The 12,361-nt window shown below is 70.7% G+C and carries 10 protein-coding genes; 6 read left to right on the forward strand and 4 right to left on the reverse strand.

Annotation, left to right across the window (positions count from 1 at the left end):
* Nucleotides 1-45 precede the first annotated feature (45 nt).
* The 3 genes from KCH48_RS06665 to KCH48_RS06675 form a co-directional block, all read right to left on the reverse strand.
* Nucleotides 46-1,389, reverse strand: coding sequence for an esterase-like activity of phytase family protein (locus KCH48_RS06665; RefSeq protein WP_210571195.1), 1,344 nt, complete (start codon nt 1,387-1,389; stop codon nt 46-48).
* Between the two features lie 71 nt (nt 1,390-1,460).
* The gene (locus KCH48_RS06670) at nt 1,461-2,015 is read right to left on the reverse strand and encodes a GNAT family N-acetyltransferase (protein ID WP_210571196.1); all 555 of its coding nucleotides are present in this window, start codon (nt 2,013-2,015) and stop codon (nt 1,461-1,463) included.
* A gap of 53 nt (nt 2,016-2,068) precedes the next feature.
* The gene (locus KCH48_RS06675; RefSeq protein WP_210571197.1) at nt 2,069-4,912 is read right to left on the reverse strand and encodes an AAA family ATPase; all 2,844 of its coding nucleotides are present in this window, start codon (nt 4,910-4,912) and stop codon (nt 2,069-2,071) included.
* A 349-nt stretch (nt 4,913-5,261) separates the two neighbouring features.
* Between KCH48_RS06675 and KCH48_RS06680 the strand changes: the two genes are divergently transcribed.
* Genes KCH48_RS06680 through KCH48_RS06695 form a run of 4 tightly spaced genes read left to right on the forward strand, consistent with a single transcriptional unit; the run spans nt 5,262 to nt 8,720 of the window.
* Nucleotides 5,262-6,476 carry a cytochrome P450 gene (locus KCH48_RS06680; protein WP_210571198.1) on the forward strand — a complete coding sequence of 405 codons (1,215 nt, stop codon included), beginning with the start codon at nt 5,262-5,264 and terminating at the stop codon, nt 6,474-6,476.
* A gap of 28 nt (nt 6,477-6,504) precedes the next feature.
* Nucleotides 6,505-7,362, forward strand: coding sequence for an FkbM family methyltransferase (locus KCH48_RS06685; RefSeq protein WP_210571199.1), 858 nt, complete (start codon nt 6,505-6,507; stop codon nt 7,360-7,362).
* Complete coding sequence (locus tag KCH48_RS06690; protein WP_210571200.1) at nt 7,359-8,129, forward strand: thioesterase II family protein; 771 nt, start codon at nt 7,359-7,361, stop codon at nt 8,127-8,129. Before KCH48_RS06685 ends, KCH48_RS06690 begins: the two co-directional genes overlap by 4 nt.
* 54 nt (nt 8,130-8,183) lie before the next feature.
* Nucleotides 8,184-8,720 carry a hypothetical protein gene (locus KCH48_RS06695; protein ID WP_210571201.1) on the forward strand — a complete coding sequence of 179 codons (537 nt, stop codon included), beginning with the start codon at nt 8,184-8,186 and terminating at the stop codon, nt 8,718-8,720.
* Nucleotides 8,721-8,762: 42 nt separating this feature from the next.
* Here KCH48_RS06695 and KCH48_RS06700 read toward each other — a convergent pair whose 3' ends face one another.
* Nucleotides 8,763-10,040, reverse strand: coding sequence for a cytochrome P450 (locus KCH48_RS06700; RefSeq protein ID WP_307840825.1), 1,278 nt, complete (start codon nt 10,038-10,040; stop codon nt 8,763-8,765).
* Nucleotides 10,041-10,277: 237 nt separating this feature from the next.
* Between KCH48_RS06700 and KCH48_RS06705 the strand changes: the two genes are divergently transcribed.
* Both KCH48_RS06705 and KCH48_RS06710 read left to right on the forward strand, forming a co-directional pair.
* Nucleotides 10,278-11,486: a cytochrome P450 gene (locus KCH48_RS06705; protein WP_210571202.1), complete on the forward strand. Its 1,209-nt coding sequence runs from the start codon at nt 10,278-10,280 to the stop codon at nt 11,484-11,486.
* Between the two features lie 77 nt (nt 11,487-11,563).
* Entirely contained in the window at nt 11,564-12,358 is a 795-nt protein-coding gene (locus tag KCH48_RS06710; protein WP_210571203.1) for a phytanoyl-CoA dioxygenase family protein, read from the forward strand.
* Nucleotides 12,359-12,361: the final 3 nt, after the last annotated feature.

Genomic DNA, 12,361 nt, shown 5'->3' on the forward strand with positions numbered 1-12,361 from the left:
GTTGCGTGCGGCACGCGCGCGTGCCGCACTCTCACGGTCCTGGGATCAGATCCCGCGCGGCAGCCGCACGTACGTCACGCTCGTCTCGACGCCGCTGTCCACGAGCCGGCCGTTCGCGTCGAACGCGCCGGTGCCGTCCGTCATGCCGAAGTCGTTGTCGTTGATCAGGGCGAGGGTGTAGCGATCCACGCGCGCGACGCCCTCGATCTTCCCGGGCACGCCGTCGACCGTGCCCAGGTCGACGACCAGGCGCTTGGCCAGGACGGGCACACCGGAGGCGGCCGGGTCGTCGAGCTGCTCCAGCGACGGGGAGGTCGTGTCGTCGTCCCAGGGGCCGCCCAGAATGTTCGCCTCGCGTCCCAGGCGCACGATCTGCAGCCGCGCGGCCTTGTCCGTGCGCTCCTCGACCAGCAGCCGGTCCCAGCCCACGGCGACCACCGAAGAGATCTTCAGCTCCGAGGTGTCGTCCTCGCTCGGGTCCACCACGTTCACCGGGTCGAAGCGGTACGCGTACTCGGCGGTGACCGCCTCCTTCTTCGGCGAGAAGCGCAGCAGCCGCGTGGTGCGCGAGGCGTCCCCCGCGTCCCCGTCAGGAAGGGACAGCGGACTCTGCACGGCCATCACCAGGTCACCGCCGGGCAGTTGGGCGAGTCCCTCGAAGCCCCGGTTGATCTTCCGGTGCAGCAGGACGGACGGCAGCGCCTCCACGACCGGGTAGTCCGCGCCCGTGAGGTTCAGCCCCTCGGGCACATAGCGCGCCAGCACCCTCCCGCGCGCGGAGACATGCACCAGGGAGGGCCCGTACTCCTCGACAAGCCAGAAACTCCCGTCCCCGGCCCGCACGACGCCCTCGGTGTCCAGCCCGTTCGCGTTGTACGGCAGGGGCGTCCGCGCGTCATAGGAGTACGGCGCCTCGTCGCGGCCCTTCTGGTTCGGCAGGCCGGTGACCGGCTTCCCGGAGGAGGTGGTGATCGGGATCGCGTCCAGCACCTTCACGGTGTCACCGGAAACCCGGATCTTCACGATCGCCGGGTCGAAGCCGGGCACGGGGAAGGTACGGCGCTTGGTGCCGTCCACCTTGATCTGGCCGTTGGGCCCGCGGTCGGTGACCGTCCAGAACTCGCCCCTGCGGCCTGCCGGATAGATGTCACTGCCGATGCCACCGAGGTCCACGCCCCGGTCGTCGGCCACCGTGCCCGGCAGCAGCGCGTTACTGAACGTGCCGAGCGGGATGTCGCCGAGCGTGGCCGTACGGGTGACGTACGGGGCCGTGGTCGTCGACCCCGAGGTCGGCCCTGCCGCCACCAGCGCGGCGGCCACCACCGCCAGCGGCACACCCACGGCGAGGGAACGGTGGACGCGGCGCCGGCCGGTGGCGTACGGGGACATCAGGGCCTCCTGAGGAGCAAGTTCGACGACAGCGGCCACAGTTGGGCCCCGCGTCGAACGCCGTACGACTGTCAGGTGAACGTGGGGCGGCGGACGCTCGTCGAGAGGAACACCACGACGTCCGTCTCGTCGCCCGGCACCGGTTCGAGCTCCTGCCAGCCGATGCGGCGGTAGAACGCCACGGCGTCGTGCGCCTGATTCCAGGTCAGCAACCACGCCCGGCCATCAGGTGCGGTGGCGGTGAGCGCGGACAGGAGCCGTTGCCCGAGACCGCCGCCACGCGCGCGTGCCCGCACTCCCAGTTCGTCGATCTCCAGGGCGCCCACCAGCAGTTGGTTCACGCGGTCCGCGCCGAGCCGTCGGGTCACCTTCGGATAGGCGCGGTCGGCGCGGAACGGGGCCTGGGTGATCCACCCCGTGGCGAAGCCGTCGACCTCACCGGTGTCGGACAGCGCCAGTACGGCGCGGAATCCGGGGCGAAGCGCGTCCTTCTCCAGTCGCTCCCGGAACTCCACCCTGGTCGCCTCCGGCTCCCGGTCCTCCCACGGCGGCACCCCGAAGACCTCCGCGTACGCCTCGGAGAGCTGGTCGGCGACGGTGAGTATGTCCTGGCCGAAATACTTCATGACGCGCCAACCTACCGTCCTGGGCGGCAGGTTGATCCTCGCTGTCCCGCGCCTCAGTGGGGCTCCGGGGACGAGGCGCCGAGCGCGCAGGGGAGGTTCTCCCGTGAGTCGACGCCGAGCTTCCGGTAGGCCTGCGTGAGGTGCCACTCCACTGTCTTGACCGTCACGAAGAGCGCCTGCGAGATGTCCCGGTTGCTCAGGCCCTCGGCGGCCAGGGCCGCCACCCGCTCTTCGGCGGGCGTCAGCGTGGACGGAGACCGCTTGCGGCGGCCCGGGCCGCGTGCCGGGGTGCCGAGCGCCAGCAACTCCTCCCGGGCGCGGCTGTGCAGGGGGTACGCCCCGCAGTCACCGGCCAGCTCGACGGCGAGCCGGAGCTGCTCGCGTGCCGTCGATGTCCTGCCGGCTCTGCCCAGCGCCCTGCCATGGAGGTACAGAGTGTGGGCCCGTTCGAGGAGTGCCGGTGAGCCGTCCAGCAGGTCGACGGCCTCCTCCAGCAGGCGCAGGGCCCGGTCCGGGGCCGCGGTCGAGGCCAGGGCCCGCAACACGACGGCCAGGGGGCGGGCGGCTCCGAAGGCGTACGCACGGGCGAGCTCCTCCTCGCCCAGCTCGCGCGCCTCCCGCACCCGTCCGCTGCGGTGGAGGGCCGTGATCACCAGGGCCCACGTACCGACCGACCCCGCCGCCGGGCCGAGGTCCGCGTCGAGTCCTCGTCCCCTCACCAGGTCGGCCACCCCCGCGTCGGTCTGTCCGAGCGCGAGCCGCAGCCGTCCGCGGGCACGCAGCAGGGGGAGGTGGGCGGTTGTGTCGCCCTCGACGGCGAGCAGCTCACGTGCCGACAGCTCAGTGGTGGCCCGCTCCAGGTCGCCCTGCTCGATCAGCGCCTCGACCAGGGCCGCCGCCGCCATCGGTTGCGCGATCGTGGGGCGGCCCGCCGACTCGCTCGCCTCCAGGGCCGTAGCGGCGAGCCCGGCGGCGGCGGACACCTGCCCGAGCCGCAGCTCGACGTACGCCTGCAGGCAGTGGTCGAGGTGGAACAGGTGGACGCCGCGACGCCGGGACTCGTCAGCCAGTGCCCGTACGGCGCGGCGTGCTTCCGGTAGCCGGTCGCAGACCGCCAGGGACCAGGTCGCGGTGAGGGCCGCACCCCACCCGACGCCGTTCTCGGCCGGCAGGCCCGCCCGGCGCAGCACGTCGTCGGCCGAGTCCGCCATGCGCGTGGCGTCCGTTCCGTTCCACAGTTGGTCGAGGAGGACGTGAACTCTTCCGTTGGAGCTTGTTCCGGCCGACTGCTCCTGGATCTGGGCCAGGCGTTGTCGGCGGAGATCACGGGCCCCGGGGGACAGCCTGCCGATCCAGGACAGCGTGTCGTCCAGATCCGCGACGGCATCCCCCATCGGAAGGTCGACCATCGTGTCGGCCAGCACGGTGACGGCCTCCTCGAACCGGGAACCGGCCGCGAGCGCCCAGGCCAGGTCCCGCGCGACGGCGCCGCGGGCGTCCGGGTCGGACGTGTGCTCCAGCGCTTCCCTGAGGTGTCCGGCGGCCGCCTCGTGGTCGACCGACAGTTCCGCCGTGCCGAGGCGGGTCAGGACCCTCGGCAGGTCGCGGTCGGCCGGTGGCTCGCGCAGGGCACGGCGCAGGTAAGGGATGGTCTCCCGCTCGCCGCCCCGCGCTGTCGCCGCCGCGGCCGCGTCCAGCAGGCTTCTGACGGTCCGCTGATCGCCCTGAGCGGGCGCTTCCAGCAGATGTCCGGCGATCTGCTCCGGCGAGGCCCCGGTGGTGGCCAGCGCCCGCGCCGCGCGGGCGTGCAGCTGGCCGCGGGTGAGCAGCGGGGTGCTGTCCTGGACCGCTGTGCGCACCAGCGGTTGCGCGAACCGCAGCACCGGGCCGTCGAGCAGGATCTCCGCGTCGATCAGTGCGGCGAGTGCCTTCTCGACTCCGGCGTCGGTGTCGCCGGTGGTCCGTTCCACCACCCACGGTTCCGTCGCTCGGCCCAGCACCGCGACCGCCTGGGCCAGTTCGAGGGACGGACCCGGCAGGCTGCGCAGCTTGCGGATGATCCAGCGCATGAGACTCCGGGGCGCGCGTCTGGTCAGCCAGTCCCGGCCGGTCCTGGCCGGTCGCCCGGGGGCGGTGGCCGCCTCGTCGAGCACGGCTCGCACCAGCATCGGGTTGCCGTCGGTCGCCTCGAAGATCGACTCGGCGACCGACGTGGGGTCCGGTCCGCCGACGGTCTCCGCGACGACCTGCTCGAGGGCCCGCAGGCTCAGCGGCGCCGGCCGGAGCACCGTCGACTCGAAGGAAGTGACCACGGAGCCCAGCAGGTCGGCGGCCGGACTGGGGCCGCGGGGCTCCACGGCGACGGTCAGCACGATGGGGCTGCGCCCGACACGGGCGGCGAGGTAACTGAGGAACCGCAACGAGGGCAGATCGGCCAATTGCGCGTCGTCGACCACGAGTACGAGGCGCTGGTCACTGGCGAGGTCGAGAAAGACGCGGTGCAACTCGTGGAGCAGTGCGTGCCATTCCGCTGCGTGCGTCTCGTCGGGCAGTTCGCCGTGCAGTAGGCGCGCGATGCGCGAGCCGTGCAGTCGGGCGGGGGCATCTCCGCGCGGAGAGTCCTCGGCTGCGGATTCAATGAGTTGCGCGACGGCTCCCAGGGCGAACGAGCCCTCGAATTCGTTTCCTCTTGCATGGAGTACCAGGAATTTGTTGTCGACGGCCTTGCCGTGCAGGAGATGCAGGAGGCTTGACTTGCCTGTCCCTGGTGCACCTTCGACTGCGATAACTCCACCGAATCCGCCGCGCAGATCGTCGAGTTTTCTTTCGATCTCGGATATTTCCGTTTGCCGTTCGAGAAGTTCGGTGCGTGTGCTGTCGAATAAGTGAGTTACCACGGTCAGTGCTTCCCCGTATCGCCTGGCCGAGAACATTTCACTGCTGATTTACGCTGATTTACTCAATTTTACTTCTGAACGCAGGAGCGAACTCAGATTACACGATGCCTGCCCGAGCGTCCAGGATGATTTTCGAGGGTCGAACTAGGGTATGGGCCTTGGTCTTCGGAGAGGCGGCCCGTCCTCTCGAATGGAAAGGCTCGGCAGCCGATACGTCGCTCACCGCACCCCCAGAGTTTCGGTCGGCACCCCCGGAATCGGTCGCGAACCCGGGGAAAACTTCTGGGGTTCTCCCGAGGACGGGCGCCGGACACAATCGGCTCGTCCCCTCACCCCAGGAGCCATCGGTATGCCACGTGGTCGACCGGTCACCGCGCCCTGCTCACTGGAGCTCTGCGACCCGGACCTCTACGCTCAGGGACGCCCCGAGGAGCTCTGGCAGCGGATGCGGCAGACAGCTTCCGTGCACGAGGGCGAGTACGACGGCCGTCGGTTCCACGCCGTGCTGTCGCATGCCGAGATCTCCCGGGTCGTCAAGGACACCAAGAACTTCACCTCGCAGCAGGGCATGCGGCTGGACCAGAACCCCGCCGCGACGGCCGAAGCCTCGGGCAAGATGCTGATCATCACCGATCCGCCGCGGCACGGCGGGATCCGACGGATCGTCAGCGGCGCCTTCACCCCGCGCATGGTGGCCCGGCTGGAGCGCACCATGCGCGACACGGTCACCGCCGTACTGGACGAGGCCCTGGAGGCCGGCGAGTGCGACTTCACCCGGGTCGCGGCCAGGCTGCCGCTCGCGGTGATCTGCGACATGCTCGGCGTGCCGCCCGGCGACCGGGACTTCATGCTGGACCGCACCATGGTGGCCTTCGGTGCGGGAACAGACGCGGAGGCCGACCCGCTCGCGTCGGCCGCGGCACACGTGGACATCCTTTCGTACTACGAGGAACTGCTGGCCCGCCGCAGACGCGAACCCCAGGAGGACATCGTCACCGCGCTGGCGCACGGCACGGTCGACGGCGTGCCCCTCACCGATGAGGAGATCTTCCTCAACTGCGACGGGCTCGTGTCGGGAGGCAACGAGACCACACGGCACGCGAGCGTCGGCGGCCTGCTGGCGCTGGTGCGGAGTCCATCGCAGTGGGAGTCGTTGCGCGAGGACCCGGATCTGCTGCCGACCGCGGTGCAGGAGATCCTGCGGTTCACCAGCCCCGCGATGCACGTGTTGCGCACCGCCACCGCCCCGGTGGAGATCGCCGGTCACGCGCTGGCACCCGGCGACCCGGTGGCGCTGTGGCTGGCCGCGGGCAACCGCGACGACGCCATGTTCCCGGACCCCGACCGATTCGACGTGACCCGGCGGCCCAATCCCCACCTCGCCTTCGCGGCCGGGCCCCACTACTGCCTCGGCGCGGCACTCGCCACGCGGGAGCTCACCGTCCTGTTCGAGGAACTGCTGCGGCGGGTCCGTGGCGCAGAGCTGACCGGCCCGCCGCGGCGGACGCGGTCGATCCTGATCTGGGGCTACGACGCGCTGCCCGTGCGACTTGTCGCCGCGTGACCCATCGCGCGAGCCGGAGGAAGCGATCATGAGCGAGGAACGGACCGCGCACGCCATACCTGGCGCGGCGCGGCAGGAGGTGAGCCTCCCGGACGGTCGGCGGGTGTCGTGCACCAGTCCCGCGGAGGCGTTGCTCATCTGGCGGGAGGCGACGGGCAGCGGCCTGTACGGGCTCGCCGCACGGGAGTTGCGCCCCCACGACACGGTTCTCGACATCGGCGCCAACATCGGACTGGTGTCGATCGCGTTCGCGGACGCGCAGCGCACGCTCCGGATCGTCGCCGCGGAACCGGTACCGGACGTCTTCGCCTGTCTGCGGGACAACATCACCCGCCACGTCCCGGGAGCGACGGCGGTGCGCACCGCCGTGGGAGCCGCGCCCGGGGTCCAGGACTTCACCTACTACCCGGCGGCCCCCGGCAACTCCGGCCTGTACGCCGACCGAGCGGCCGACGACGCCCTCACCAGGACCTTCCTGCGCCATGGCGGTCTCGACGAGGAAGCCGTCGAGATGATGATCGACGGACTGCACGACGGCCGGACGATCCAGGTCCCGGTCACGACGGTCTCCGACCTCATGAGTGAACAGGGCCTCCGGTCCGTCGCCCTGCTCAAGGTGGACGTCGAGCGTGCCGAACTCGACGTCCTGCGCGGTGTCGGTGCCGCCGACTGGCCGCGCATCGGCGCCGTCGTGGCGGAGGTCCACGACGAGGGCGGACGGCTCACGCAACTGAGCGACTTGCTGCGGGACGTGGGCTTCTCGCTGCGGGTGCGGCAGGACCCCGCACTGCGCGGCACCGAGTTGTACGAGGTCTACGCCTACCGGGCGGAGCACGCGCGGGAACCGGTCGTGACACACGACGCCCACGAGGAGGCGGGCCGATGAGCGCCGAGCAGGCAAGGCTCGTCACGTTGGGCGGGGAGCAGCGGCAGGCGAAGCGGACGCTGGTCTGCGTGCCGCACGCCGGTGGCAGCGCCGTGGCCTTCCACGCCTGGCACCGGGTGTTCGGCCCGCGCGGTATCGCGGTCCGGGGCGTGCACTGGGAACGGCCCGACGGGTCGGAACGCCGCTCCAGTATCGAGTCCCGCGCCGCCGCCCTCGCGAGCGTGGTGCGCGAGCTCCCGGAGCCGTGGGTCCTGCTGGGGCACAGTCTCGGCGCGTTGATCGCCGCGGAGACGGTGCGCCGGCTGGAGAACTCGGCCGGGCCGCTCCCGGAGCGTGCGGTGCTGTGCGCTGCTGCGCCTCCCGGCTTCCCGCGGACCTTTCCGCCCGATGTGCTCAGGGCGTCCGACGACCGCATGACCGCCTACGTCCGACGGCTCGGCGGTACGGACGAAAGCCTCCTGACCGATCCTGAGTTCGGCCCGCAGGTCCTGGCCTCGCTCCGTGCCGATCTGGACTTGATCGAGCGGTACACACCGGATTTCGCGTACCCGTTGAAGTCGCCGGTCTCGGTGTACGGTGCCGCGGCGGACCGCGACGTCCCGGTCGAGGCGCTGGAGGGGTGGCGGCAGTTGGCCCCGGGAGCCCGGGTGCGCGTCTTCGGCGGCAACCACTTCTTCCTGCATGACGACCCGGCCGCGGTCTGCGAGGCGGTGACGGCGGACTGCGCGCAGGACGGTCTGGACTGGGCCGCGGATAGCATCGCCTGATGTCGTCACACCGCTCGGGCACACGTTTCACGCGTGCCGTATCCGGAGCCCTCCATGTCCGATAGGCCACCGAACCCGTACACGATCGCCGCACTGGCACGTCTGGTCCTCGCCGACCGGGCCCGCGACACCGTCGACGAGGCGCTCCGCCTGGTTCCCACCCTCGATGACGACCAGCGAACCGCGCAGGAACTGCTGCTTCAGGCACTCCGGGTGCGCTCGCACGTCGACAAGCTGGTGGAGGCCGCGGTCCTGCACGCACGGGAGAGCGGCTCCGACTGGACCGGGATCGCGGTCGCGATCGGTATCCGGACCGAGTCCGTCGCCGAGCGATGGCTGCCTCAGGAGCAGCGCTGGCACGCCGGTCTGGCCCACCCGTTGCGGCACGAGCCAGGTGCGGAGCTACCGGAGCTGACGATCCCTCAGGCCGCCTATGCGCCGGAGGATTACGCGCACGACCTCGACGGCTGGGCAGGCCGGCATCTGGATCCCGTCGAGAGCGAGCGATGGCGCGAGCGCGGCCTCGACGCGACCCGCCCCGTGTCCGGGGGACTGGCCCGCGCGGGCGACGCCGACGCCGGCGACCCGTGAGGCCGACGGCGGAAAGCGGTGCCCGCGTCCGCCGCCGGGCCGTCAGGCGGACGTGCTGCCGGCCCCGTTCAGCCGCAGCGGCAGGCGCTCGAGCTTCCGCATGCCGGACACCGGCTGCCAGTTCAGCTCCTCGGGCTTCACGGCCAGTGCCAGCGCAGGCCAGCGGGCGAGCAACCGGCCCAGCGCGATCTCGGCCTGATGGCGTGCCAGCCCGGCGCCGAGGCAGTAGTGCGGCCCGGCGCCGAACGACACATGAGCCTCCCCCCGGGTCCGGTGCCGGCGGGTGACGTCCAGGCGCTCCGGCTCCGGGAACTCGCGCGGATCATGGTTGGCGCCGCTCAGCGCGGCCATCACCGCGTCTCCCGCCTGAAACGCCGCCCACCCGAGGTCGGCGTCCTCGGTGACGTACCGCATCCGCGACACCAGGACGGGCCCGCACCAGCGCAGCAACTCGTGCACCGCCTGCGGCATCAGCTCCGGGTCGGCGCGGATCAGCGCCAGCTGGTCGGGGTGGGTCAGCAGCGCCCAGACGCTGTTGGCGAGGAAGTTGGCCGTGGTGTCGTGCCCTGCGATGACCAGGCTGAGCACCATCGTGACCAGTTCCCGGTCGGTGAGACGGTCGCCGTCCTGCGCCCGGATCAGTTCACTGATCAGGTCGTCCGTCGGCTGGGACCGGCGACGCTCGACCAGTCCTCGCGTGTACTCCACGAGCGGACCGAGGGTCTCCCCGAGCCTCTCCTGCTCGAACGAGAGCGCGTGGGTCCAGCGCAGCCACGCGGGGCGGTCGGCCATCGGCACCCCGACGAGTTCACAGATCACCGTGATGGGCAGCGGGTAGGCGAACAGGCTGAGGAAGTCGGCGACGCCGTCCTCGGCGTGCTCCGCCAGCCCGTCCAGGAGATCGTCCGTGAGCCGCTCGATGCGCGGACGCAGATTGAGGATGCGCCGCGCGGTGAACGCGGGCGCCACCAGACGTCGCAGCCTGCTGTGGCTCGCTCCGTCGTTGTCGAGGAGCGTGTCCGCGAGATACGGGATGAGCTCCTCGGCGAGGCCGAGGTTCCGCATCGCGTTGACCTGCATGAGCGGCGCGCCGCCCCGGACCGAGGCCGGATCGTTCGCGAACCGGGGATCGGCGAGCATCGACCGTACGCCCTCATGGCGGCCCACGACCCACATCAACGACCCGTCGAGCGAGCGCATGGGACAGGCCGCTGCCTGCTCCCTCATATGCGTGTACACGGCGTGCGGGTCGGACATCACATTGGGCGGCGCATGGACGTTGTTCGAATGCGGCTGATCGCTGACAGGCTGGCCACTCACGGCTGCCCTCCGTCTGCTTGCGGTGGCAACTGACCCGGGCGTACCGGAAGTTCGGCATCGGATCCGCAATGTACCCGCGCCCGTACTCACTGCCACAACCCCGGACTACGCAGAGTGCACATGAATTCATCCTGGGGTCTGTCCTGGGGTGGACCCCTGGTGCGGTGACGGGCCCGCCGTCGCAAGGATTGCGAAGAATCTTCTGGCTGCACGACGGCGGGGGCAGTGTGAGCGTGTATGGATCTTCGGCAGACCGGCATCGCAACGGCACCGGCGTACTCGCTGGACGGAGGGCGCTCGCTGCACCGGTGGTTGCGGGACATGCGGTTGCACCACCCGGTGCATCAGGATCCGCTCACTCGCGTGTGGACGCTCTACCGGCACCGTGACATCACGCAGGCCACCGCAGACCCGGCCGCCTTCTCGTCGGAGCTGTGGCGGCATCTGCCCGGGGAGATGGGCACCGGCAAACTCACCGCCGGCAACCTGACGGCGATGGATCCGCCCCGGCATCGCCTGGTGCGGGATCTGGTGAGTCGCTCGTTCACGGCCCGCGCGGTCGCGGGGCTGCGGCCCAGGATCACCGCCATAGCGGCCCGACTGGTCGACGCCGTCGCCGACCGCGGCGAGATGGACGTCGTCGCCGACCTCTCCGATCCGCTTCCCGTCCTGGTGATCGGCGATCTGCTCGGTCTGCCGACGGAGGAATGGGAGCTGTTCCGTGACTGGGCACAGCGCCTGCTCTCGTTCGACAAGGGCGACCTGACGGACGAGGCGGTCCGAAAGCGCGTCGCGGATACCCAGCAGGAGCTGCTGGACTACCTGTTGGTCCACTGCCGACGGCGCCGGGCGAATCCCCAGGACGATCTGATCAGCCGCCTGACCCAGGCCGAGGTCGGCGGGGAGCGGCTCACCGAGGAAGAGGTGGTGAACTTCGCCAACCTCCTCCTGCTCGCCGGTCATGTGACGACCACGTTGCTGCTGGCGAACATTGTCCTGACACTCGACGAGCACCCCGCAGCGGCCGCCGAGGTGCGCGCCGACCGGTCGCTGATTCCGGGGGCCATCGAGGAGACCCTCCGGTACCGGCCGGTGATAGTCAGCAATATGCGCGTCACCACCCGCGCGGTCACGGTCGGTGCCGAGCAGTTGCCGGCGGGCCAGTTCGTGTCGCTGTCGTTCATCTCCGGCAACCGCGACGAGCAGCTCTTCACCGAGGCCGACCGGTTCGACATCCACCGTGACGCCCGCAGGCATCTGGGGTTCGGCCATGGAATCCACTACTGCCTGGGTGCGCCGCTGGCCCGCCTCGAGCTGGGGATCGCGCTCGAGGCGATGCTCGACCGCTTCAGCCGGTTCGAGGTGACGGGCACGCCCGTCGACTACTACGACACGCCCGGAGTCGCCGGCCCGCGTTCGCTGCGTGTCGCCTTCCGTCACCACTGATCCGACACCTCGGGTCGCCGCACATGACGCGATCGACGGTCACCACGTCCTGCCGACAGGTCCACGCGGAGAGAGCCATGAAACTCACCGAGGAACAGCTCGCCAGCTTCCACAACGACGGATTCGTGCTGCTGGAGAACGCGTTCTCCGGCGATGAGATCGACGCCCTGTGCATCGCGCTGGCCGAGGACCAGCGCGTGCCGGGCCCATGTCTGATCACCGAGAACGACGGCGTCACCCTGCGGTCGATCTACGCCTCGCACACCCGCCACCCGGTCTTCGAGCGGCTGGTACGCACCGAGCGACTGCTGGGCCCGGCTCGGCAGATCGCCGGCGAGGACCTCTACGTACACCAGATGAAGATCAACTCGAAGCAGGCGTTCGGCGGCGAACAGTGGGCGTGGCACCAGGACTACATCGTCTGGCGCGATGCCGACAACATGCCGGCCGCCTCGCAGGTGAACGTCGCGCTCTTCCTCGATGACGTCACCGAGTTCAACGGCCCGGTGATCTTCCTGCGCGGTTCGCACCACCTCGGCACGCTGGAACGCGGTGCGTCCGCGCAGGAGCACGGCACCGGCCACATCGACCCGGACGCGTACTCCCTGACCCCGGCCGAACTCTCCGATCTGGTCAAGCAGCACGAAATGGTCAGCCCGAAGGGCGCGCGTGGCGGCGTGCTGCTGTTCAGCTCGCAGATCGTCCACGGGTCCGGGAGCAACGTCTCCCCGTTCGCCCGCCGCCTGCTGATCCTCACCTACAACCCGGTGTCGGCCGCCCCGCGCCCGGTCGGCGCCCCGCGCCCGGAGCACCTCGTAGGCCGCGACCACACGCCGCTCGAGGTCGACAGCGGCCCGTTCGACCGCGTCTGACGC

The organism is Streptomyces sp. GESEQ-4, assembly GCF_017948455.1.
Classification (GTDB): domain Bacteria; phylum Actinomycetota; class Actinomycetes; order Streptomycetales; family Streptomycetaceae; genus Streptomyces.

Excerpts from the sequence above, each read along its gene's own strand:
- KCH48_RS06680 (WP_210571198.1), top strand. The coding sequence starts at position 5,262 with ATGCCACGTGGTCGACCGGTCACCGCGCCCTGCTCACTGGAGCTCTGC.
- KCH48_RS06665 (WP_210571195.1), bottom strand. The coding sequence starts at position 1,389 with ATGTCCCCGTACGCCACCGGCCGGCGCCGCGTCCACCGTTCCCTCGCC.
- KCH48_RS06695 (WP_210571201.1), top strand. The coding sequence starts at position 8,184 with ATGTCCGATAGGCCACCGAACCCGTACACGATCGCCGCACTGGCACGT.
- KCH48_RS06690 (WP_210571200.1), top strand. The coding sequence starts at position 7,359 with ATGAGCGCCGAGCAGGCAAGGCTCGTCACGTTGGGCGGGGAGCAGCGG.
- KCH48_RS06710 (WP_210571203.1), top strand. The coding sequence starts at position 11,564 with ATGAAACTCACCGAGGAACAGCTCGCCAGCTTCCACAACGACGGATTC.
- KCH48_RS06705 (WP_210571202.1), top strand. The coding sequence starts at position 10,278 with ATGGATCTTCGGCAGACCGGCATCGCAACGGCACCGGCGTACTCGCTG.
- KCH48_RS06670 (WP_210571196.1), bottom strand. The coding sequence starts at position 2,015 with ATGAAGTATTTCGGCCAGGACATACTCACCGTCGCCGACCAGCTCTCC.
- KCH48_RS06685 (WP_210571199.1), top strand. The coding sequence starts at position 6,505 with ATGAGCGAGGAACGGACCGCGCACGCCATACCTGGCGCGGCGCGGCAG.